Annotated in this window: 20 protein-coding genes, 1 tRNA gene and 1 riboswitch; of the genes, 9 read left to right on the forward strand and 12 right to left on the reverse strand. The window is 59.8% G+C overall.

What is annotated here, in order from left to right:
- Nucleotides 1–5: 5 nt before the first annotated feature.
- Both DWB67_RS09365 and DWB67_RS09370 read left to right on the forward strand, forming a co-directional pair.
- Nucleotides 6–1,025: an ABC transporter substrate-binding protein gene (locus DWB67_RS09365; RefSeq protein ID WP_119807280.1), complete on the forward strand. Its 1,020-nt coding sequence runs from the start codon at nt 6–8 to the stop codon at nt 1,023–1,025.
- Nucleotides 1,025–2,527, forward strand: coding sequence for a gamma-glutamyltransferase family protein (locus DWB67_RS09370; protein ID WP_220475108.1), 1,503 nt, complete (start codon nt 1,025–1,027; stop codon nt 2,525–2,527). The genes DWB67_RS09365 and DWB67_RS09370 overlap by 1 nt, the downstream gene beginning before the upstream one ends.
- Before the next feature lie 30 nt (nt 2,528–2,557).
- On the opposite strand, the gene DWB67_RS09375 is transcribed toward DWB67_RS09370, so the two are convergent.
- From DWB67_RS09375 to DWB67_RS09400, 6 genes are all read right to left on the reverse strand, one after another.
- Nucleotides 2,558–3,973 carry a M20 family metallopeptidase gene (locus tag DWB67_RS09375; RefSeq protein ID WP_119807281.1) on the reverse strand — a complete coding sequence of 472 codons (1,416 nt, stop codon included), beginning with the start codon at nt 3,971–3,973 and terminating at the stop codon, nt 2,558–2,560.
- Nucleotides 3,974–3,996: 23 nt separating this feature from the next.
- Nucleotides 3,997–4,998 (reverse strand): ABC transporter ATP-binding protein, encoded by a 1,002-nt coding sequence (locus tag DWB67_RS09380; RefSeq protein WP_119807282.1) that lies wholly within the window; start codon nt 4,996–4,998, stop codon nt 3,997–3,999.
- Complete coding sequence (locus tag DWB67_RS09385; protein ID WP_119807283.1) at nt 4,995–5,981, reverse strand: ABC transporter ATP-binding protein; 987 nt, start codon at nt 5,979–5,981, stop codon at nt 4,995–4,997. Before DWB67_RS09385 ends, DWB67_RS09380 begins: the two co-directional genes overlap by 4 nt.
- On the reverse strand, nt 5,978–6,886 hold the full coding sequence (locus DWB67_RS09390; protein WP_119807284.1) for an ABC transporter permease: 909 nt from the start codon (nt 6,884–6,886) through the stop codon (nt 5,978–5,980). Before DWB67_RS09390 ends, DWB67_RS09385 begins: the two co-directional genes overlap by 4 nt.
- Nucleotides 6,883–7,860 (reverse strand): ABC transporter permease, encoded by a 978-nt coding sequence (locus DWB67_RS09395; RefSeq protein ID WP_119807285.1) that lies wholly within the window; start codon nt 7,858–7,860, stop codon nt 6,883–6,885. Before DWB67_RS09395 ends, DWB67_RS09390 begins: the two co-directional genes overlap by 4 nt.
- 71 nt (nt 7,861–7,931) lie before the next feature.
- Nucleotides 7,932–9,539 (reverse strand): ABC transporter substrate-binding protein, encoded by a 1,608-nt coding sequence (locus DWB67_RS09400; RefSeq protein WP_220475109.1) that lies wholly within the window; start codon nt 9,537–9,539, stop codon nt 7,932–7,934.
- Between the two features lie 143 nt (nt 9,540–9,682).
- Between DWB67_RS09400 and DWB67_RS09405 the strand changes: the two genes are divergently transcribed.
- Complete coding sequence (locus DWB67_RS09405; protein WP_119807286.1) at nt 9,683–10,639, forward strand: LysR substrate-binding domain-containing protein; 957 nt, start codon at nt 9,683–9,685, stop codon at nt 10,637–10,639.
- Between the two features lie 19 nt (nt 10,640–10,658).
- On the forward strand, nt 10,659–11,822 hold the full coding sequence (gene argE / locus DWB67_RS09410; protein WP_119807287.1) for an acetylornithine deacetylase: 1,164 nt from the start codon (nt 10,659–10,661) through the stop codon (nt 11,820–11,822).
- A gap of 15 nt (nt 11,823–11,837) precedes the next feature.
- Here the strand turns inward: argE and DWB67_RS09415 are convergent, their stop codons facing one another.
- The 5 genes from DWB67_RS09415 to DWB67_RS09440 form a co-directional block, all read right to left on the reverse strand.
- On the reverse strand, nt 11,838–13,160 hold the full coding sequence (locus DWB67_RS09415; RefSeq protein WP_119807288.1) for an acetamidase/formamidase family protein: 1,323 nt from the start codon (nt 13,158–13,160) through the stop codon (nt 11,838–11,840).
- A gap of 780 nt (nt 13,161–13,940) precedes the next feature.
- A tRNA-Arg gene (locus DWB67_RS09425) sits at nt 13,941–14,017 on the reverse strand.
- A 50-nt stretch (nt 14,018–14,067) separates the two neighbouring features.
- Nucleotides 14,068–14,802, reverse strand: coding sequence for a triose-phosphate isomerase (tpiA, locus tag DWB67_RS09430; protein ID WP_119807290.1), 735 nt, complete (start codon nt 14,800–14,802; stop codon nt 14,068–14,070).
- Nucleotides 14,803–14,874: 72 nt separating this feature from the next.
- A complete protein-coding gene (locus DWB67_RS09435) occupies nt 14,875–15,246 on the reverse strand; it encodes an iron-sulfur cluster assembly accessory protein (RefSeq protein ID WP_119807291.1) in 372 nt (123 codons plus the stop codon).
- 72 nt (nt 15,247–15,318) lie between these two features.
- Nucleotides 15,319–15,675 carry an SUF system Fe-S cluster assembly protein gene (locus DWB67_RS09440; RefSeq protein WP_119807292.1) on the reverse strand — a complete coding sequence of 119 codons (357 nt, stop codon included), beginning with the start codon at nt 15,673–15,675 and terminating at the stop codon, nt 15,319–15,321.
- A gap of 127 nt (nt 15,676–15,802) precedes the next feature.
- On the opposite strand from DWB67_RS09440, the gene tgt reads away from it, so the two are divergent.
- The gene (gene tgt / locus DWB67_RS09445; protein ID WP_119807293.1) at nt 15,803–16,933 is read left to right on the forward strand and encodes a tRNA guanosine(34) transglycosylase Tgt; all 1,131 of its coding nucleotides are present in this window, start codon (nt 15,803–15,805) and stop codon (nt 16,931–16,933) included.
- Between the two features lie 53 nt (nt 16,934–16,986).
- Nucleotides 16,987–17,116, forward strand: a riboswitch (FMN riboswitch).
- Between the two features lie 72 nt (nt 17,117–17,188).
- Nucleotides 17,189–17,662 carry a 6,7-dimethyl-8-ribityllumazine synthase gene (locus DWB67_RS09450; RefSeq protein ID WP_119807294.1) on the forward strand — a complete coding sequence of 158 codons (474 nt, stop codon included), beginning with the start codon at nt 17,189–17,191 and terminating at the stop codon, nt 17,660–17,662.
- A gap of 63 nt (nt 17,663–17,725) precedes the next feature.
- Here DWB67_RS09450 and DWB67_RS09455 read toward each other — a convergent pair whose 3' ends face one another.
- A complete protein-coding gene (locus DWB67_RS09455; protein ID WP_119807295.1) occupies nt 17,726–18,841 on the reverse strand; it encodes an alkene reductase in 1,116 nt (371 codons plus the stop codon).
- A 207-nt stretch (nt 18,842–19,048) separates the two neighbouring features.
- Between DWB67_RS09455 and DWB67_RS09460 the strand changes: the two genes are divergently transcribed.
- The 3 genes from DWB67_RS09460 (at nt 19,049) to fba (ending at nt 21,990) form a co-directional block, all read left to right on the forward strand.
- Nucleotides 19,049–19,813, forward strand: coding sequence for a DeoR/GlpR family DNA-binding transcription regulator (locus DWB67_RS09460; RefSeq protein WP_119807296.1), 765 nt, complete (start codon nt 19,049–19,051; stop codon nt 19,811–19,813).
- A 156-nt stretch (nt 19,814–19,969) separates the two neighbouring features.
- Nucleotides 19,970–20,944, forward strand: coding sequence for a class 1 fructose-bisphosphatase (locus tag DWB67_RS09465; RefSeq protein ID WP_370453581.1), 975 nt, complete (start codon nt 19,970–19,972; stop codon nt 20,942–20,944).
- An 11-nt stretch (nt 20,945–20,955) separates the two neighbouring features.
- Nucleotides 20,956–21,990 (forward strand): class II fructose-bisphosphate aldolase, encoded by a 1,035-nt coding sequence (gene fba, locus DWB67_RS09470; protein WP_119807298.1) that lies wholly within the window; start codon nt 20,956–20,958, stop codon nt 21,988–21,990.
- Nucleotides 21,991–22,057: the final 67 nt, after the last annotated feature.

Consider the following 22,057-nt stretch of genomic DNA (forward strand, 5'->3'; position numbering starts at 1 on the left):
TGCACATGCTGCTGAAAACCCTGCTTGCAACCGCCGCCACGCTGACCATGGGCACGGCTGCTTTGGCCGATACCGATATCCGCTTTACCCTTGGCTGGAAGACCCAAGGGTCGGATGCACCCTTTTTGATGGCGCTGGAAAAGGGTTATTTCACCGACGAAGGCCTGAACGTCACCATTGATCAGGGCGAGGGGTCCGCCGCCACGGTCACCCGCATTATGTCGGGCACCTATGACGCGGGCTTTGGTGATATCAACGCCATTATCCAGAACGCCGCGACCCGCCCCGACGAAACGCCGGTCATGGTATATCAGCTGTGGAACAAACCACCCTTTGCCATCGTCAGCAAAAAAGAAACCGGCATCACCGTGCCTGTTGATCTGACGGGTAAAACACTTGGCGGCGCGCAAGGAACGCCGACGACGCGGTTGCTGCCGATGTTTGCGCGTCAGAACGATGTCGATATCGACACTATCGACATCCAGAACATGGCTCCCAACCTGCAGGAACCGATGCTGATCCGCGATGATATCGACGGCGCAATGGTGTTCAATATCACCAGTTGGTTCAATCTGATCAATAATCGCCAAGACCCCGCCGCCGATTACAACTGGCTGAATTTCGGTGAATTCGGGCTGGACCTGTATTCCAACGGCATGATGGTGTCGCAATCGTTGATTGCCGAAAACCCCGAGGCCGTCACCGGCCTTGTCCGTGCCGTTAACCGCGCCGCCGTCGAAATCGCGCAGGATCACGAGGCGGGCGCGGATGCCGTCATGGCCTATGACAACCTTGCCAAGCGTGATCTGGAAATGGCGCGGATGTTGTTTTCCTATGAAAACCTGATCGCCTCACCCGAGGTTGAGCGGATCGGCCTTGGCGATCTGGATGATGAACGCCTTGTGCGGTCGATCGATCTGGTGGCCGAAGGATATCAGTTGGACACCACGCCCGAGGCGTCGGCTATCTTTAACCGCGACTTTCTGCCACCGCTGGCGGACCGTCAACTGATCATGGCCGATTGATGCAAGGGATGGTCACCAGCCCGCATCCGCTGGCCAGTCAGGCGGGCGCTGCGGTCCTGCGCCAAGGTGGCAACGCCGCCGAGGCTGCGGTCGCCATCGGTGCCGTGCTGACCGTTGTCATGCCGCATTTTTGCGGTCTTGGCGGCGATGCGGTCTGGATGCTGGCGGGCCGTGACGGGTTGGCGACATCAATTTTGGGCATCGGGCAGGCACCGCAGGTTCTGCCCGATCTGGACGGGCCTTTGCCGATGCGCGGCGTGGGGTCGATGCTGACGACGGCCTGCGCGGTGGACAGTTGGGATCAGGCGCTGGCTGTGTGGGACGGGGGGATGGATTTTTCCGATCTGATTGCCCCTGCGATTGCCTTGGCGCAGGACGGGTTTCTGCCATCGCGCAGTCAGGATTTCTGGTTAGAGTTTCGTGCCGCCGACTGGCCCACATGGACGGGTTTTGCCGAGCGTTTCAATCATCTTGGCAGTCACGGCCCCTTGTGCCAGCCAGAACTGGCCGAGATGCTGGCCCTGATTGCTGCTGATGGTCCGCGTAGCTTTTATCACGGACGGGCTGCAGACAGGGTGGCGCAGGGGCTGGCCGATCTGGGCGCGCCCATCACCTCGGCCGATCTGGCCGCGACGCGCAGCCAGCGATGCGCCCCGCTGTCGCTGGAGTATAATGGCCTGCGTTTATTGGCCCCGCCGCCGCCGACCCAAGGTATCACCACGCTGGCGATCATGGGTGTCCTTGCGCGTCTGGGCGCGGGCAATCCGACGCATCGTCTGGTCGAGGCTGTGAAACAGGCTTTTCTTGACCGCGACCTGATTGCCGATCCCGATATGGCCGATGTCGATTGCGCCGCCATGCTGTCGCCCGACCGGCTGGCCGCCAAAGCCGCTGCCATCCATCCTGACCGCGCGCTGGACTGGCCGCAGACCTATCAGCACGGCGATACGGTGTTTTTCGCAGCTTGCGACGGGCAGGGACGCAGTGCCAGCGTCTTGCAAAGCACCTTTTTCGATTGGGGCAGCGGCGTGGTGGTCGGCGACACCGGCATCATCTGGCAGAACCGCGGAGCCAACTTTTCGACCCAAGCGGGGCATCCGAATTGCATCGCCGCTGGCAAGCGGCCCTTTTACACGCTGAATCCCGGAATTGCGCTGAAGGATGGCGCGCCGCATCTGCTGTATGGAACCCAAGGTGCGGATGGGCAGCCGCAGACATTGGCGGTGATCCTGTCAGGATTGATCGATCAGGCAATGACGCCCGAACAGGCGCTGGCGCAGCCGCGGTTTCTGCTGGGAAAGACATTCTCCGACAGCCGCGACAGCCTGAAGCTGGAGGCTTCGCACGGTCCGCAAATGCTGACGACCCTGCGATCCTTGGGCCATCAGGTTGCGGAACTGCCTGCGCTGTCACCGATCTTCGGCTGTGCGGGGGTGATCCGGATCGGCGATGACGGCATGACCGGCGCACATGATCCACGCGGCGAAGGCATCGCGATGTAGCGCGGCCCCTGTCACGGGGCCGCGTCGAGATTATGCCGCACCGATCGGCGGGGTGGTTTCCGGCGGAATCGGGCAGGAATAGGGGAATTCAGCCAGATGTTCCCGATGCGCCCCTTTGGCCGCCTTGATCAGGGCTGGATCGGTCAGCGCCTTGCGCGCGGTCGAGGCCATGACCTTGGCCGCATGCAGCATGCCCTTATGCGCGGCAGGGGCCTTGCCCTGTGCCGTCTGCTGCCACGTATGCAGCGCGGTCCCCACAGCGCAGGTCGCGACGCGTGCCTGAACGGTCGGCACAGCCCAGCTGACGTCGCCCACATCGGTCGATCCCATGCCGCCCATGAACGGACGGTCCAAAGGCGCGATGAAATCACACATCGACTTGTCATAATCGGGCTTCATTGCCAAGCGCTGGAAGGTATCCGCGATGTCTTCGCGGGCCAGCGATTTGCGGATATCGGTGGCAAAGGCTTTGTCCTGATCGTCGAAGGGGACGGGGCCAAGCGCCTCGAATTCGGCCTGCATTGCCAGCGACAGGGGACGGTTGCCGATCAGGTTCGACACAGCAGAAAACACCTGTGATGTGACAGCCGTTCCCGACATCAGCGCCGCGCCATCGGCCATATTGCGCACCCGCTGGACCAGCGATTGCAGGCCGGCCAGATCGGGGCTGCGGATCAGCTGGCGCACGGTCGCCTTGGCCTGCACCACATTCGGTGCAATCCCGCCGGCATCCAGATAGGCGTAATGCACTCGTGCCGCATCGGGCATGTGTTCACGCATGTAATTGATGCCGATGTTCATCAGTTCGACTGAATCCAGCGCGGAACGGCCCAGTTCGGGGGCACCCGCGGCATGGGCGGCCTTGCCGGTGAAGGTGAAATCGATGCGGGTATTTGCCAGCGACCGCATGTCGTCCACGGCGTTGAAGCTGGCCGGATGCCATGTGATGGCGATATCCACGTCATCGAACTGGCCGTCGCGCACCATATAGGTCTTGGCAGCGCCGCCTTCTTCGGCAGGGCAACCGTAATAACGGACGCGGCCTTCGATACCTTCGGATTCCAGCCAGTCCTTGACGGCGGTGGCGGCGGACAATGCAGCCGACCCCAACAGATTATGACCGCAGCCGTGACCGAAACCGTGATCGGCGATCTGTTTGGGTTCGGCCAGACCGGGTTCCTGCGACAGGCCGGGCAGGGCGTCATATTCGCCAAGGATGGCGATGATCGGGCCACCGGTGCCAGCCTCGCCCATGACGGCGGTCGGAATGCCCGCGACGTTTTCGGTGACGCGGAAGCCTTGGTCGCGCAGCATCTGCGTGTGCTGGGCGCAGGATTTGGTTTCGGTATAGGCCAGTTCGGGCGTGTCGAAGACGCGGTCGGCCAGACCGGTGAATTCCGGTCCTTTTGCATCGACGAAGGACCAGATCGGATTGTCATTACGCATCGTATTCTCCTGTAAGGGGCGGATCAGGCCCCGTCGTTCAAATGGCAGGCGGACATGCGACCGGCGGCGACCTGCTTTAACGCGGGCACCTCGATCCGGCAGCGGTCATGGGCGTGGGGGCAGCGGGGGTGGAAATGGCACCCTTTGGGCGGGTTCAACGGCGATGGAATTTCGCCCTTGATGGCGTGATAGCTACGCTTGCCGGTTTCGAATGTCGGGATCTCGCTGATCAGGGCTTGGGTATAGGGGTGGTTGGGGCGCGCGATCAGATCCTCGGCGGTGCCCAGTTCGACCAGCCGTCCCAGATACATCACCGCGATCCGGTCCGAGATATGTTCGACCACGCCCAGATCATGGCTGACAAACAGATAGGTCAGGTCATTGTCCTGACGCAGCTTGACGAACAGGTTCAGCACCTGCGCCTGAATGGACACATCCAGTGCCGCCACAGATTCATCACAGACCAGAAAATCGGGTTTTACAGCCAGCGCCCGGGCAATGCCGATGCGTGCTCGCTGACCGCCGGAAAACTGGTGCGGGTAACGCTTGGCGGTGCTGGGGTCCAGACCGACCTGCTGCAGGATCGATTCGACATATTCATCGACCTGACCGCGCGGGGCGATGCCATGGACGCGCGGTGCCTCGCCCACGATATCGCGGATGCGGATGCGCGGGTTCAGCGATGACATCGGGTCCTGAAACACCATCTGGATTTTCAGCGCCGCATCGCGGGCCGCAGCGCCTTTCAGTCCCGCCACATCCTGCCCGTTAAAGTGGATGTGCCCGTTGCTGGGCGAGGCCAGCCCCGCCACCATCCGGCCAAGGGTGGATTTGCCGCAACCCGATTCACCGACAAGGCCCAAAACCTCGCCTCGTTTGATATCAAGGCTGACGTTGTCGACCGCATGGACGGTCATCGGCGCGATCTTGGCGCCCAGTTTGCGGGCGGCTTTTTCGGCAATATCAAGGTCTTTGGTAAACCGCTTCGAGACGCCGTCGATTTGAAGGATGGTATCTTGGGTCACAAGGCGGCCTTTCCGTCGGCTTCGGCATGGGGGTGGAAACAGCGCACGCTGCGATCCGGCCCGATCAGGTCCAATGCGGGTTCTGCCTGACAGGCGGCATCGGCACGCGGACAGCGCGGGGCGAATTTGCACCCTTTCGGCAGTTTCAGCAGCGATGGCGTCATGCCCTTGATCTGCGTCAGCAGCGCACCGTGGCGTTTGCCCTGCGGCACGCTGTCGATCAGCCCGCGTGTATAGGGGTGGCTGGGGTTGGCGATGATCTGGGCGGTGGGACCTTCCTCGATAATGCGGCCCGCATACATCACGGCCAGACGGTCGGCCAAACCTGACACCACGGCCAGATCATGGGTGATCCAGATCAGTGCCGTGCCGGATTTGGCGCAAAGGGACTGCACCTCGGCCAGGATCTGGGCCTGGATTGTGACGTCCAGCGCAGTCGTGGGTTCATCTGCGATAATCAGGTCTGGCTTGTGCAGCAGGGCGATGGCAATGGCCACACGCTGGCGCATCCCGCCCGAAAACTGGTGCGGATAGCTTTGCAACCGTTCGTCGGGCGATGAAATGCCCACCTGCACCAAAGCGTCGCGCGACCGGCGCAGGGCCTCGGCTTTGGAGACGTTTTCATGGGCACGCACGGTTTCGACCATTTGCGTGTCGATCCGCAGTACGGGGTTCAGGGTCATCATCGGGTCCTGAAAGATCATCGCGATCCGCTTGCCGCGCAGGTTGCGCAGCAACGGTTCCCCTTTGGCGACCAGATCGTCGCCGTCAAAGATGATCTGCCCGCCGGCGACGCGGCCCGGTTCATCGACCAACCCCAGGATCGAGAACCCCGTGACCGATTTGCCGGAACCGGATTCGCCGACCAGCCCAAGGATCTCGCCCCTGTTCAGGGAAAAGCTGACGCCATCGACGGCTTTGGCCACGCCGTCGCGGGTGAAGAAATGCGTTTGCAGATCTTTGACTTCAAGAAGTTTGGTCATTTCTGCAACCTCGGGTTCAGGACATCGCGCAGGCGGTCGCCGACAAGGTTGATGGCAACGATAGTCACCACCAGGGCCAGGCCGGGGAAAATGCTGATCCAGTAGCTGCCCGACAGTAGGTAGTCATAGCCATTGGCGATCAGCAGCCCCAATGAGGGTTCGGTGATGGGCACGCCGACGCCAAGGAATGACAGCGTCGCCTCCAGGGCGATGGCCTGTGCAATCTGCACGGTGGCGACCACGATCAGCGGCGGGACGCAATTGGGCAGCAGGTGGCGGAACATGATGCGCCGGTTCGACAGCGCCAGACAGCGGGCGGCATCGATGTAATCCTTGCGGCGTTCGACAATGGCCGAACTGCGGACGGTGCGGGCGTAATAGGCCCATTGCACGATCACCAGCGCAAGGATCACCTTATCGACCCCGCGCCCCAGCAGCGCCAACAGGATCAGCGCGATCAGGATGGCAGGGAAGGACAACTGAAGATCGACGATCCGCATGATAAAGCTGTCCAGTTTGCCGCCGAAATAAGCCGCAACGACGCCGATAATGGTGCCGATTGTAATCGCCAGCCCCAGCGACACTGTGGCAACCAGCAGGCTGATGCGCAGCCCGTACATAATGGCCGACACCATATCGCGCCCCTGTTGGTCAGTGCCCAACCAATAGGTCTGGCCTGTGGCAAAGCTGACCTCGCCCGGGGGCAGGGCGCCGTCCATGATGTCCAGCTGCGCCAGATCATAGGGGTTCTGCGGCGCGATCCACGGCGCGGCAATCGCGATCAGCGCGACGATGACGAACAATAGCAGGCCGACGACGGCAATGCGATCCTCAATGAATTCCTTGAAAATGCGTTTAGAGGGGCTATCGATGCGGGCGGGGGCGTTGGTGGTAATCTCGGTCATCCCTTCATCTCCGACAGGCGGATGCGTGGGTCCAGCAGGGAATAGATCACATCGACCAGCAGGTTGATGGCGACAATGATCAGCACGGTCAGCATCAGATAGGCCACGATCACGGGGCGATCCAAAAGGTTGATGCTGTCGATCAACAGCTTGCCCATGCCCGGCCATGCAAAGACGGTTTCAGTCACAATGGCAAAGGCGACCATCGACCCCAGTTCCAGACCGATGATGGTCACGATCGGGATCATGATGTTTTTCAGCACATGGACCAACACAACGCGGCGGCTGGACAGGCCCTTGGCGCGGGCGAATTTGACGTAATCCTGCATGCAGACCTCGCGCGTGTTTGCGCGGGCAAGGCGGATGATCAGCGACATCTTGAACAGCGCCAGATTGATGGCGGGCAGGATCAGGTGGCTGAGCCCGTCCCATGTCAAAAAGCTGACTTGCATGCCCAGAAATTCGGTTGTCTCACCGCGGCCACCGGCAGGCATCCACCCAAGGATGACGGCAAAGACCAGAATCAGCAGCATCCCCTGCCAGAAGTTCGGCAGCGAAAAACCAAGGATGGAGCCGCCCATGATGGTGCGTCCGGCGATGCTTTTGGGGCGCAGACCGGCCCAGACACCCAAGGGGATGCCGATGCCAACCGACAGAAACAGGGCGACAACCGCCAGCTCCATCGTAGCGGGCAGACGCTCCATAATAATGTCCAGCGCCGGACGGCCATAGACGAACGAGGTGCCCAGATCGCCATGCAGCGCGTTCCAGATAAAGATCCCGAACTGTTGGTACAGCGGTTTGTCCAACCCCAGACGTTGGGTTGTGGCAATGATATCGGCCTGCGTGGCCTCGGGGTTGATCAGCACATCGACGGGATTGCCGATGAAATAGACGCCGGCAAAGACCAGCACCGCCATTGCCATAATGGCAAGCATGCTTTGGCCCAAGCGGCGGACAAGATAGACGATCATGGCGGGGGTCCTTCGTGGTCCGGCATTCGGTAAGGTCCGGCACCCCGTTCAGGGATGCCGGAAGGGTCGGATCACTCGGCTGCGACAGGTTTGACCTCGGTGGCCATGGTGTATTGATCGACGCGCGGCTCATAGGACAGGGTCGGCTTCATCGCCCACACGGTCTGTTCGTAATGCAGCGGGATGATGCCGAAATCGTCCAGAACCATCGTTTCGGCCTGTTGCAGCATTTCGTCGCGTTTGGAGTCGTCGATGGTGGCCATCGCCTCGATCAGGACCTTGTCCATGTCGGGGTTGGAATAGCGGCCCGCATTGGTCGGGCCCATGCCGGTATCGGCGTTATAGGTCGCAACCAGCGATTTCAGCGGCGATGACATATCGCCCGAAGATGCGCCCCAACCGGCCATATAGATCGGGAATTCCAGCGCGTTGCGGCGGCTAAAGAACTGGCTGGCGGTGCTGGCATCGACATTGGTGTTGATGCCGATCCGCGCCATCATCTGGGCTACAGCCTGCGCGACCTGTTCATCATTGATATAACGGTCGTTCGGCGTTCCCAGCGTGATCGTGAAACCGTCGGGATAGCCCGCCTCGGCCAGCAATTCCTTGGCGCGATCAACGTCATAGGTATCGACAGCGCGCCCCGAGGTGCCAAACATCGGCGGCGGCAGCAATTCGCCCGCAGGCTGGGCATAACCACCCATGATGCGTTCGGCGATGGCTTCGCGGTTGATCGAGATCGAGATCGCCTCGCGGACGCGGGGGTCCAGCAGGGGGTTCTTGCCGTCGGTGCCTTCGATGCCGGGGGCATCTTCGACCTGCTGCATGTGCAGATAGATGATGCGGTTCGACAGCGCATCGACGATGTGAAAGCCTTCGCCCTCGATACGTTTGATGTCCTGAATGGGGGGCGATTCAATCATATCGACATCGCCTGCCAACAGGGCCGCCACACGGGGGCCATCGCTGGTGATCGGGCGCATGACAACGCGTTCCCAATCAGGCTTGCCACCCCAGTAATCGTCAAAACGGGTCACGGTCATTTCCGACCCGCGGGTATAGCTTTCCAGCTTGTAAGGGCCGGTCCCGACCGCAACATCGGGTGAATTGAATGCATGCGATTGCGGGACATCGCCCATGCCTTCGCAGGTGCCGTCCGTGCCAAAGGTGACGGTGTCTTCTGCGCCCAAAGCGTTGGCCGACAACACCGCAAGGCTCCACAGATCGGTGGGCAGCAGGGGGTTGGTTGCTTTGGTCTTGATGATCAGCGTGTGATCGTCTTCGGCCTGCATATCGGCAATGCCACCGGTAAAGATGGTAAATGCCGATGGCGAATTTTCCACCAGCGGCACGCGGCAGAATGAATAGATCACGTCACGGGCGGTGAAATCACTGCCATCGTGGAATTTGACGCCTTGGCGCAGCTTGAAGCGCCATGTGGTGTCATCCACCGCTTCCCAGCTTTCGGCCAGACCGGGGGTGACTTTCTGGACGGCGTCCTGCGTGGTCAGCGCCTCGAAGATGTTCTTGGCAACCTGGATGTTCGTCGACAGCTGGTGGAATTGCGGGTCCATCGAGGTGGCTTCGGATTTCAGGCCGATGGACAGGTCCTGCGCCAGCGCGGGGGTCATGCCAGCGGCAATCAGGCCCGCCATCAGTGGCAACGTAAGTGCTTTCACCGGAAGATCCTTCCTATTGGTTGTTTTCGCTTTTTCAGTCCCGGGGTTGATCCCCGATGGTGCAATCCTGCTTGGCGTTGAAACTATTATGCGTTAAACAGAAGTCAACAAAGAATCTGTATGCGTTTTTGTCATAGGTTATTATGAATTCCGAAATATCTGCTGCGGCAAAAGACCGAAGATCAGGAATTACCCTGCGCGAGCTTGAGGTTTTGCAGGCTTTGGTGACGGCAGGCACGGCCATCAGCGCTGCCCGCCGGTTGGGGATTTCGCAATCCGCTGTCAGCCGTCGGTTGGCCCAGCTTGAGGAAAGATTGGGCTTCCAGCTGTTTTTGCGGGCAGGCGGGCGGCTGGTCCCCACGGTCGAGGCAATGTCGATCAATGAACAGCTTACGCCGGTTTTCGACACCCTTGCGCGCATTGCCAATCATGCCGACCAACCCGAAAAAGCGCATGTCGGGACGCTGGCGATTGTAGCCCCGCCGACTATCGCGCACCGCTTTCTGCCCAGTCGAATCGCCGCTTTCAAAAAGCAGAACCCCGATCTGCAGATCACCTTCGAGGTGCTGTCCAGCGATAGCCTGCTGACCGGAATCGCCGAATGCCGCTTTGACGTGGGGCTGACCGACAGCATTACTGCCCATGAAGGCATTCAGAATGAGCAACTGCTTGAAACACAGGCAATCTGCATATTGCCGCAGCATCATCCGCTTGCGGGACTGGATGTGATTCGTCCCACCGACCTGCAAGGCGAAGATTTCATCGCCCTGTCACGCCGCCATTCCAGCCGTGTTGCCATCGACCGCGTCTTCGACAAGGCGGGGGTCAATCTGAACATCGTGATCGAAGCCTCGACCAACGTCTCGGCGATGGAGTTCGTGCGCGAAGGCCTTGGTGTGTCCCTGTTGAATCCTTTCCCGCTGGTCCACCAGATGGGCGAGGGGGTGGTATTGCGCCCGTTTGTTCCGACGCTTTGTTACACCACCAATTTCCTGCTGCCTTCCAGTCATGCGCCATCGGCGGTGACGCTGGCCTTTATTCAGGCAACGCGGGCCAGTCTTGACCGCAATGCCTATCCCACTGTTCCGACAAATATCTGATCCGAAAAAGGAATATCTGATGTCCACCCCGTCCAGCCGCGAAATTCTGGCCCGATTGGTCACCTTCGATACGACCAGCAGAAATTCGAACCTTGCGCTGATCGACTATGTTCAGACCTTCCTGTCATCCTATGGCGTCGAAAGCCGTCTGGTGATGGATGCGACCGGCCAGAAGGCCAATCTTTGGGCCACCATCGGCCCTGCGGATCAGGCGGGTGTCATTCTGTCAGGGCATACCGATACCGTGCCGGTCGACAATCAGGATTGGGCCAGTGATCCCTTCACGCTGGATGCGCGTGACGGGCGTCTTTACGGGCGTGGTTCTTGCGACATGAAGGGGTTTCTGGCCTGCGCCCTTGCAGCCGTTCCTTCTTTGGTGGCGCGTCAACTGAAACGTCCTGTGCATCTGGCCTTTTCCTATGACGAAGAGGTCGGCTGCGTCGGTGTCGTCGGATTGCTGGAAATGTTGCAGGCCCAGAACATCCGGCCCGCCATGTGTATCGTCGGCGAACCGACGATGATGCAGGTGGTGACGGGGCATAAGGCCAAACGCTCGATGCGGGTGACGGTGCGGGGTGAATCCTGCCATTCGTCATTGGCGCCGCAAGGCGTGAACGCGGTAAATTATGCCGCGCGCATGGTGGTCCGCATGCAGGATATTGCGGACAGACTGGCATCGACCGGCGATAACGACGCCGATTACGACATCACCCACAGCACGGCCCATACAGGCGTCATCCACGGCGGAACCGCGCTGAATATCGTGCCTGACAGCTGCACCTTCGATTGTGAATTCCGCGTCCTGCCGCATGAGGACGCCGACGCATTGGTGCAGGAATTGCGCGACTATGCCGCCGAACTGGAACCGGCCATGCAGGCTGTCGCCCCCGAAGCAGGGATCGACATCGATCTATACGCCCAATTCCCCGGTCTGGACACCGCACCCGATGCACCCATCGTGACATTGGCCAAGCGGATGACCGGCAAGAACGGTCATTCCAAGGTCGCCTTCGGGACCGAGGGCGGGCGCTTTGATCAGATGCTGGATGTGCCGACGATCATCTGCGGTCCGGGGTCGATTGGGCAGGCGCATAAGCCTGATGAATATATCGACCAGTCGCAGCTGGATGCCTGTGATGACTTTCTGTCGCAAATGGCCGATTGGGCCGCGCAGCCCGATTAAGCTGCGCGGATTAGGCTACAGCCCGTATTGTTCGCGGGCAAAGCCGCCCAATCCGACGGCATCCAGCTTAGCCAGCGGCGCAAGGAAAGTGACCTGAATAACGCCGGGCGCACGCCCGATCTCGATCGCCCCATTGATGGTGGCGCGGTTGCGGATCTCGGCCACGGTGACATCCAGCAGCAGGGCGGCACGGGCCAGACCGTTTTCAATTGCGTCATTCAGATTGGCCGCCGTCCCGATGACCGAAATCGGGGCCAGCGGTTCAATCTGTGTCACGCCCCATTTTGCGGCCAGCTTGGCCCCCTTGGCCTGTTCGGCTTGGGTAAAGGGACGCGCCATCGGGGGCAGATCCTCGAACAGGGGGAACAGCACGGGTCCGTCGAGGGGATAGTTTTTGACAACCTCGACCTGCAGGGTCACGCTGCCTGACACATCCATGGTGTGACCTGCGATCTCTCCGTCACCCTGACCGGCGTGCATGTCACCCATATAGATGCCCGCGCCTTCAACCTTGACCGGTGCCACCAGAATAGCGCCGGCCCGCACGGCATCGATGTCCATATGGCCGTCGGTTTTATGTTCGGCCAGCTGTTCGGGGGTGATTGCATATTCATGCGGCGCGCCAACCAGAAACGCCCCGAAATCACCGGCATTATGGCTGTCTGGCATGGGCATGGAGGGGCAACTGCCCAGCTGTCCCATAAAGGGCCGCATCCGCACCAACGTACCCGGCATATCCGACGGCGCATAGTTCAGGATTGAATGCTGTTTGCTGCCATCAGGTAGGGCGGCATAGCGATCGGCATCGGCGGCAATGGTTTCGGCGGCGTTTGCAGGCAGGGTCAGGCCAACGCTACGCGTTTCGTCAAAGGTGACGGTATAACCGTGGACAATGTTGAACGGGGTCACCGGATTGTCGCAGGTATCGCATTTCACCGCATCCTGCCCGATGCCGTCGACATGGGTTTCGGGCCAGACTGTATCACATGTCGGACAGCGGGCGGCGACATAGGGATCGCCCAGACAGAACCCCTCGGGCGAGGCATCATGACCCGATGCCGTCGCGGTCGAGGTCACGGTGATATCGCGGATGCGGATGGCCACCCCGTCACCGACCTGCGCGCCTTCGACGAAAACCGGCCTGGTCACCTCATGGCCGCCACGCAGGCGGGGAGTAATCATAGGCCCCCAGCAACCGGGTGCCGTATTTGCAATGATCGTGCCACCATTCTGCACCGGTCCCAACATCGGTGCATCGGGGTCCAGCAGGCTGTTGGTATATTCGTTGACGACAATGCTGCGCATCGTCTTTATCGGGGTCTGGCTTCCATCCGGCATGATATTCTCCGCTAAATGATATCCGGCAATGATAGGCGGCCCGACCCTTGCAACAAGCCCCGAAGGGTTAAAAAATCCGCCCTGTTCCAAATGGAAAAACCCCGCGCCGAATAAACGGGCGGGGTTTGACGCGGTAGTCTGTGATCCATTCTCTTCGCTGGCTCGGAATCGCCATACAGGCATTTTGACCAGTGCCGCAGTCTTCGTGATTGGAACGGTTAGTGCCCGATGTGGTTCCTGTTGTCCGCGGCGTAAGGGCGTCAGAACGGGGCAAACCTAGAAAATCAGCGATAAGATGCCGATGACAACCAAAAGTCCGATCAAAAAGATGATGCCGACAGCACCTCCTAGAAATTTAAACATCGTCATCTCCTGTTTTTGTTCAGGACTCAACGAGAAGCGGTTAATGTTGTTCCACCCGATCAGGGCATGATGCTTTGGCCTGTCAGCGTCATAAATAATACCGAAAAGCGGATATACGTATGGCTAGCTTTTCGGAAAACAGAACAATGTTAATATCCAGAAGGGCCTAAGACTGAGTTTAGAGTGGGAGATTTATAAAATGAATAACGGTGTTAAGTCGATTCACGGAATAACCGGCCGCGATTGGGCCCTTATTATTAATGCAATAAAAGCGTACTCTCATAATACCGAATATTCGGATCTGTTGTCACGTCTGGAACAATCCAACCAGCCATTTGAAAAAGACAGGAAAAGCCAGATGGTGCTGCGCTAACGCTATCAAAAGGATAGGCACCAACGATCACAATTGTCATGAAATGGTGCACCCGAGAGGATTCGAACCTCTGGCCTCTGCCTTCGGAGGGCAGCGCTCTATCCAGCTGAGCTACGGGTGCCTGCCGCCTGATTACCGATCTGTATCAGGCGGCGCAATGGTGAAAATGCCTTAGGCGGCGGTCAATGCAGCAATGATGGGGGCAAAATCATCCGCCTTCAGGCTGGCACCGCCGACCAAAGCGCCATCGACATGGGGGATCGCAAAGATCTGGGTGGCGTTTGCCGCTTTGACGCTGCCGCCATAAAGCAATGACATATTGGCACCATCAGTAAAACGCGCACCAAGTTCGTCACGCAACAGGGCGTGAACCTCGGCGATCTGGTCTTCGGTCGGGGTGCGGCCTGTTCCGATGGCCCAGACGGGTTCATAGGCAATGACAGTATTGTCAGCCGTCGCGCAGTCCGGAACCGAGCCTGCCAGTTGTGTCGCAATCACCTGCAGTGTTTCGCCGCTGTCGCGCTGGCTTTCGGTTTCGCCGATGCAGATCACCGTTACCAATCCGGCCTGATGGGCAGTAATTGCCTTGGCGCTAACATCCGCATCTGTTTCGCCATGATCGGCGCGGCGTTCGGAATGGCCAAGGATCACATGGCTGGCACCGACATCGCGCATTTGCTCGGCGGAAATATCGCCGGTATGGGCACCGCTGGTCTTGTCATGGCAATCCTGCCCGCCAACCAGAATGGCACTGCCTTCGGCCTTCTGAACCATCGCATGGATCAACACCGAAGGGGGGCAGATCAGCACCTGACACCCATCGGCCGTCAAAGCATCCAGCTGGGTAAGTGCCGCCAGATCGCCGTTCATTTTCCAGTTGCCAGCTGCGATTTTCTGCGGTGCCATCGATATTCCTCCCTGAATTTGTCAAGAAGTATCCAGCGGATGGCGGTCATGCAATATCCAATGCCACCAGCATCAGCTTTGTGCGCGACTGCCTTCCAATGCTTCGAAGGTCACTGATTCACCGCAACCGCAGGCATCGGTGACATTGGGATTGCGGAACTTGAAACCGGATTCCAGCAGACCGTTTTCGTAATCGATTTCGGTCCCGAACAGGAACATCTGTGCCATGGGTGCGATGATGACGCGGGCACCGTTCTGTTCGATCACCTCTTCGTTGCTTGAAGGGGTTTCAGCCAGCTCCATGGTATATTCCATGCCGGCACATCCGCCCTTTTTAAGCCCGATCCGCAGGCCGTAAGCGTCTTTACCCGCCATCAGACGGGCGATCTGCGCCGCAGCGGCGGCGGTGATGGTCACGGGGGCGGTGCCGGGTATGGCGAACATGGCGGGTTCCTTTTGCTGACCTCAAGATAGTCATCCGACCTGCGGTGCTTCAACCCCGCAGGTCGTGAAAGCTTACATGAAGCCCAGTTCCAGACGCGCCTCGTCGGACATCATATCCATGCCCCATTGCGGCTGGAACGTCATTTCCACATCGACCTGCTTGACGCCGGGCAGAGGTTCGATCGCATCTGCGACCCATCCGGGCATTTCACCGGCCACGGGGCAACCGGGGGCAGTCAGGGTCATTGTGACGCGCACCTCGTTGTGGTCATTCGCCTCGATCGTATAGATCAGGCCCAGATCATAGATGTTGACCGGAATTTCCGGGTCATAAACCGTTTTGCACGCCTCGACGATCGCTTCATACAGCGGATGGTCTGTGGTCGAGGGCGTAATCAGCGGCGCGCCTTCCATCAGGGGTTCGGTCATCACATCATCCTTCAATTCCGAGCAATTATATAGGGCATGACCCGCCCTTGGTCCAGTGGTGCCCCTTTGCATTGCGTCCGAACGACGCGACGGTTAAATACGTCCGGTTCCAGCGACAGGCAGCATCATGACGAAACGCATCTCTTTCACACTTAATGCGACGGATGGCGCGGCCCGTACGGGCGTCATCAACACGCCGCGCGGCCAGATCCGCACCCCTGCTTTTATGCCCGTGGGCACGGCGGCCACGGTCAAGGCTATGCTGCCCGGTTCGGTGCGCGAAACGGGTGCCGACATTCTGCTGGGCAACACCTATCACCTGATGCTGCGTCCGGGGGCCGAACGCGTGGCCCGTCTGGGCGGGCTGCATAAATTCATGAACTGGGAACGCCCCATTCTGACGGATTCGGGGGGATTTCAGGTCATGTCGCTGGCGGGTCTACGCAAGCTGACCGAAGAGGGTGTGACCTTTTCCAGCCATATCGACGGCTCCAAGCACCACCTGACCCCCGAACGCAGCATGGAAATCCAGCGCCTGCTGGGGTCCGATATCGTGATGGCCTTCGACGAATGCCCCGCGCTGCCTGCGACCGATGCGGCGGTGGCCGAATCCATGCGCCTGTCGATGCGGTGGGCGCAAAGGTCGCGGGACGCATTCGGTGACCGTCCGGGCCATGCGCTGTTCGGCATCATGCAGGGCGGCGTCACCCGCGACCTGCGTGAGGAATCGGCGAAGGCGCTGACTGATATCGGCTTTGACGGCTACGCCGTCGGCGGCCTTGCCGTGGGCGAGGGGCAGGAGGCGATGTTCGGCGTTCTGGATTACGCATCTGATTTCCTGCCCGAAGACAAGCCGCGCTATCTGATGGGGGTTGGCAAGCCCGATGACATCGTCGGTGCGGTGCAGCGCGGTATCGACATGATGGATTGCGTGCTGCCCTCTCGGTCGGGACGCACCGGACAGGCGTGGACCCCGCGTGGTCAGGTCAACATCAAGAACGCCCGCCATCAGGACGACCCGCGCCCGCTGGATGAAAACTGCAGCTGCCCCGCCTGCACCGGCTATTCGCGCGCCTATCTGCACCACGTTTTCCGTTCGGGGGAAATGATCAGCGGCATGCTGCTGACATGGCACAACCTGCATTACTATCAACAACTGATGGCCGGACTGCGGGATGCCATCGAAAACGGCACACTTGATGCTTTCGTCACCAAGTTCCATGCTGATCGCGCGCAGGGCGACATAGAACCACTGTGATGCAGTTTCGCGCCGCGTCACACTTGCGCGGCGCCATCGGGGCGCTATGGTCGGGATGTTCTCAGGGCGGGGTGCAATTCCCCACCGGCGGTGACAGCCCGCGAGCGCCCCTTTCCGAAGGGGGTCAGCAGATCCGGTGAAACTCCGGGGCCGACGGTATAGTCCGGATGAAAGAGAACCGTGTCAGGCCGCTTTCCGGTCCGGCATGGCTCGTGCTCTGGGACCTGACGCAAGCAAACGTAAGGTTCCTGCAAGATGACCAACCAATCCCCCCGTATCGCCTTTATCAAGGCCCGCTGGCACGCTGATATCGTGGACCGCGCCTATGACGGTTTTACCGATGCCGCAACGGGTCTGATCCCCAACGCGCAAATTGACCCCTATGATGTGCCGGGCGCATTCGAAATGCCCTTGCTGGCCAAAAAGCTGGCACAGACCGGCAAGTATGACGCCGTGGTCGCGGCTGCGCTGGTGGTCGATGGCGGTATCTATCGCCATGATTTTGTGGCGCAGGCTGTGGTGACGGGCCTGATGCAGGCGGGACTGGAAACAGGCATTCCCTGTTTCTCGGTGTCACTGACGCCGCATAACTATCAGGAAACCGATCTGCATACGGCGTTCTTCACAGAACATTTTATCAAAAAAGGTGCCGAAGCCGCCGAGGCTGTCCGTCAGGTTCTGGTGCTGGAAAGCCAGCTGGCAGAACTGGATCAGGTTTCGGCGGCCTGATCCGGTCGCAAATGTTCTGCGAATGAAAAACGCGCATCCGGTTCGAACCGGATGCGCGAATTGTTATTTATCGTCCAAAGCGGGATAGTCGGTATACCCTTTGGCACCACCGCCATAGAAGGTGTCGGGGTCGGGTTCGTTATAGGGACCATCCTGCGCGATACGGGCCGGCAGATCCGGATTGGCGATAAAATCGCGTCCGAAAGCAACGGCATCGGCTTTTCCATCCTGCACCCAGATCGCGGCCTCGGGGGCCGAGAAATCGCCGTTCGCGATAAAGACGCCGTCGAATGCGTCCTTCATTTTTTCCATTAGTGTGGTCGCTGCGTCTTTTCCATTCCCGTCGCTGGTATAATTGTTTGGACGGATCACATGCAGATAGGCCAGTCCTTTACCGGAAAGTGCCTTTGCGGCCTCGACGTAAAGCGTATCGGGATCATCGTCAAAGCTGCCGCCCGGACCGCCTTGGGGCGACAGGCGGACACCGACCTGACCGGGGCCCCACGCCTCGGCCGAGGCATGGACCGCCTCGATCAGCAGGCGGATGCGGTTCTGGACCGGACCGCCGTATTCATCGCTGCGCTTGTTGACCGAGGACCGCATGAACTGGTCGATCAGATAGCCATTCGCGCCATGCACCTCGACCCCGTCAAAACCGGCGCGGCGGGCGCATTCCGATGCGTGGCGGAAATCATTCAACAGACGCGGAATTTCATCCAGCGCCAGCGCACGGGCTTTGGGGTGGGGAACGGTCGGGCCATCGGGCAACAGATCGCCGACAAAAGCCTCGCCCTTGGGGGTCCATTCGCTGGCGGAAACTGGGGCCGCACCACCGTGGAAGACGTTATGGCTGATCGCACCCACATGCCACAGCTGGCACACGATCTTGCCGCCCTTTGCGTGGACTGCATCGGTCACTTTGCGCCAGCCTTCGATCTGCGCCTCGGAATAGATGCCGGGCGTCCACGCATAACCCTGACCTTCGGTGCTGATCTGGGTCGCTTCACTGACGATCAGCCCCGCACCCGCGCGTTGACTGTAATAGGTCGCGTGCAGATCGGTCTGGGTCAGATCATCGGGCTTGGACCGCGCCCGTGTCAGGGGGGCCATGATGATCCGGTTGGTGGCGTCGATGCCACCGATGGCAAGCGGGGCGAAGAGTGGTGCGTTGGAGGGCATGTTTCATCCTTCGGTATCAATACGATTTGCGCCATCCAACATTTGCTGGGGCCGATAGTTCCGGCTGCACAATACGCAGGCAGTCGGGCCGAAAATCCCCTCGATGCACAGAATTGTAACATTTATAAATCACAAAATAACATTTTATAGCATTGTTAATCGCAGTCGTGATGTTATGTAGCCAGCGAACCGACAGAGGAACCGGCTTTGAAACGCGAAGAACGCAGACAGGCGATCATGGATTTGCTGGTTGAAACCCGCGCCGTTGATCTGGATGATCTGGCTGACCGCTTTACGGTATCGAAGATGACGATCCACCGCGATCTGGACGATCTGGATCAAGCTGGACTGCTGCGAAAGGTGCGTGGCGGGGCGACGATCGATGCCGGCACGCAGTTCGAAAGCGATTTCCGCATCCGTGAAACACAGGACGCCGAAGCCAAGGCCCGTATGGCCCGCGCTGCGCTGGAACTGGTCGATCCCGGAATGACGGTGATGGTCAATGACGGCTCGATGGCGGCGCTGCTGGGGGGCAGCCTGACGGAGAAGGCCCCGCTGACCGTTATCACCAATAATGCCGCCGTGATCGACCGCCTGAAAGAGGCGCCGCGTGTCACATTGATGGCCTTGGGCGGTGTCTTCAGTGCCAAGTTCAACGGCTTTTTCGGTATGGTGACCGAAGATTCGCTGTCGCGCCTGCGGGCAGACATTGCCTTTATCTCGGCCCCCGCTGTGTCGGGGTTGCAGGCGTTCCATCAGGACGACAACGCGGTCCGTGCCAAGCGGGCGATGATGGCCGTTGCGGATCGCAAGATCCTGATGGTCAATCACCAGCGGTTCGGGCGATCGGCGCTGCAATCCTTGGCCCGCCTGACCGATTTTGACACGATCATCACCGATGCCCCTCCGGCCCCCGAGGCGCGCGCCCATCTGGACCGCGCGGGCATCGCTTTGATCATCGCCAAGGACTGACGGAATGGCCCCCTTGTTCCAAAGCCATCCGACATCCCGGCGGGCGCCGGCCCGCCCGACTGCATTTCCGGCCGGAATGACGGCAACCGACAGCACCGGCCACATGGCCGGACACATCGGGGCCGCGACCTTAATTGAAGCAAGATATAGGCAATCATGACTATGTTACACCTTCCAAATGACAGCGAAGCCACCGGTCCCTTGTTGACCGATATGCTGTCCACCGATGGCGTTCAGGGTGTTGTCCTTGCCATTGCACAGGCTTTACCACCTTTGGCGCAGCGACTTGCAGCGGGGCGCCTGCATGGTGATCCGGCGGCAATTGTCGGCACCAACGACAGCGGCGACAAACAAAAGGCGCTGGATGTCGCAGCCCATGACCATATGATCGCGGTCCTGCGCGACGCGGGCGTTCGGCAAGTGCTGTCCGAGGAAGCCGAGCAGATCATCGCCCTGAATGCCGACGGTGCATTCGATGTCGCCATCGACCCCATCGACGGGTCGGGCAGCATCGGCATCGGCGCGCCTTTGGGCATGTTGTTTTCGGTTCTTCCCGCCGATGACAAAGGCTTCCTGCGCAAGGGCCGTGATGCGGTCGCTGCGGGCTATGCGTCCTTCGGGCATTCGGTCGATTTCGGCTGGTCGGTGGGACAGGGCGTCCATGTGGCGACTTTTGACGCAGATGTGGATGCCTTCCGTGTTGCACGCCAGAACCTGACGCTGCCTGCCAAGGCGTCGGTCTTTGCCTATAACGCGTCGAACGAACGGCATTGGTCCCCTGACTTGCAACGCTGGGTCAGCGATCTGCGCGCAGGGGCGGATGGACCGCATGGCCGCAACGTCAACATGCGCTGGCTGGCGGCGGCTGTGGGCGACATGCACCGTATCCTGATGCAGGGTGGCGTCTTCCTGTACCCCGCCGACAAGCGTCGAGGCTATGAAAACGGTCGTCTGCGTCTGATCTATGAATGCATTCCCATGGCCTATCTTGTCGAACAGGCCGGCGGGCGTGCCACCAACGGCAAGATCGACATTCTGGACGTCGAACCGAACGAACTTCACCAGATGTGTGCCCTCTATTTCGGTGCAAGCGCCGAGATAGATCTTATCCATTCCTATTTTACGTCATAAGGATCAGTCACATGGCTATGATCACCCTGCGTCAGCTTTTGGACCACGCCGCTGAAAACAGCTATGCCGTGCCGGCGTTCAACATCAACAATTTGGAACAGGGCCTTTCGGTCATGAAGGCGGCGCAGGCCACGCGTTCGCCTGTTATCCTGCAGGCCAGCCGCGGCGCGCGGGCCTATGCCAATGATCTGGTGCTGGCAGGTCTGATTTCGGGGCTGGCCAAGGCTTATCCGGATATTCCGCTGTGCATGCATCTGGATCACGGCAACGGTCTGGAAACCTGCGCGACGGCGATCCAGAACGGCTTTACCAGCGTCATGATGGACGGGTCGCTGAAATCCGATGGCACGACGCCTGCCAATTATGAATATAACGCCGACATTACCCGTCGCGTGACCCAGATGGCGCATGCCTGCGGTGTGTCCGTCGAGGGTGAGCTGGGCGTGCTGGGCAGTCTGGAAACCGGCATGGGCGATCAGGAAGACGGCCATGGCGCGACCGAAAAGCTGTCCCATGACCAGCTGCTGACCGATCCTGCCGAGGCCGAGCAATTCGTCAAGGATACCGGTGTCGATGCACTGGCTGTTGCGATGGGGACCAGCCATGGTGCCTATAAGTTCACGCGCAAACCCGATGGCGACATTCTGGCCATGGGTGTGATCGAGGAAATCCATCGTCGCATTCCCAACACCCATCTGGTGATGCACGGCTCATCCTCGGTCCCCGAGGATCTGCAAGAGATTATCAACCAGTATGGCGGCGAAATCCGCCCCACATGGGGTGTTCCGGTCGAGGAAATCCAGCGCGGCATCAAGCACGGCGTTCGCAAGGTCAATATCGACACCGACAACCGTCTGGCCATGACCGCCGCGATCCGTAAATGCTTTGCCGAGGATCCTTCGGAATTCGATCCGCGCAAATATCTGAAGCCCGCGATGGAAATGATGGCACAGGTCTGTCAGGATCGCTTCGAGGCTTTCGGCACCGCAGGTCAGGCCGACAAGCTGCGTCCGCTGCCGCTGTCGGCAATGGCTGGACGTTACTAGGGATATCGGGCGCGGGGTCCACCCCGCGCCGTGACAGCCTTGCGGGTTGTGTGCTTTTAATTTCTAT

The sequence above is a fragment of the Paracoccus sp. JM45 genome (assembly GCF_003590715.1).
GTDB lineage: Bacteria > Pseudomonadota > Alphaproteobacteria > Rhodobacterales > Rhodobacteraceae > Paracoccus.

Coding starts and splice junctions, on each gene's coding strand:
- DWB67_RS09415 (WP_119807288.1), bottom strand. CDS start 13,160: ATGCCGGATGGAAGCCAGACCCCGATAAAGACGATGCGCAGCATTGTC.
- argE (WP_119807287.1), top strand. CDS start 10,659: ATGTCCACCCCGTCCAGCCGCGAAATTCTGGCCCGATTGGTCACCTTC.
- DWB67_RS09405 (WP_119807286.1), top strand. CDS start 9,683: ATGAATTCCGAAATATCTGCTGCGGCAAAAGACCGAAGATCAGGAATT.
- DWB67_RS09395 (WP_119807285.1), bottom strand. CDS start 7,860: ATGATCGTCTATCTTGTCCGCCGCTTGGGCCAAAGCATGCTTGCCATT.
- DWB67_RS09450 (WP_119807294.1), top strand. CDS start 17,189: ATGACCAACCAATCCCCCCGTATCGCCTTTATCAAGGCCCGCTGGCAC.
- DWB67_RS09435 (WP_119807291.1), bottom strand. CDS start 15,246: ATGTTCGCCATACCCGGCACCGCCCCCGTGACCATCACCGCCGCCGCT.
- DWB67_RS09385 (WP_119807283.1), bottom strand. CDS start 5,981: ATGACCAAACTTCTTGAAGTCAAAGATCTGCAAACGCATTTCTTCACC.
- DWB67_RS09465 (WP_370453581.1), top strand. CDS start 19,970: ATGACTATGTTACACCTTCCAAATGACAGCGAAGCCACCGGTCCCTTG.
- DWB67_RS09375 (WP_119807281.1), bottom strand. CDS start 3,973: ATGCGTAATGACAATCCGATCTGGTCCTTCGTCGATGCAAAAGGACCG.
- DWB67_RS09365 (WP_119807280.1), top strand. CDS start 6: ATGCTGCTGAAAACCCTGCTTGCAACCGCCGCCACGCTGACCATGGGC.
- DWB67_RS09390 (WP_119807284.1), bottom strand. CDS start 6,886: ATGACCGAGATTACCACCAACGCCCCCGCCCGCATCGATAGCCCCTCT.
- tgt (WP_119807293.1), top strand. CDS start 15,803: ATGACGAAACGCATCTCTTTCACACTTAATGCGACGGATGGCGCGGCC.
- DWB67_RS09440 (WP_119807292.1), bottom strand. CDS start 15,675: ATGACCGAACCCCTGATGGAAGGCGCGCCGCTGATTACGCCCTCGACC.
- tpiA (WP_119807290.1), bottom strand. CDS start 14,802: ATGGCACCGCAGAAAATCGCAGCTGGCAACTGGAAAATGAACGGCGAT.
- DWB67_RS09370 (WP_220475108.1), top strand. CDS start 1,025: ATGCAAGGGATGGTCACCAGCCCGCATCCGCTGGCCAGTCAGGCGGGC.
- fba (WP_119807298.1), top strand. CDS start 20,956: ATGGCTATGATCACCCTGCGTCAGCTTTTGGACCACGCCGCTGAAAAC.
- DWB67_RS09455 (WP_119807295.1), bottom strand. CDS start 18,841: ATGCCCTCCAACGCACCACTCTTCGCCCCGCTTGCCATCGGTGGCATC.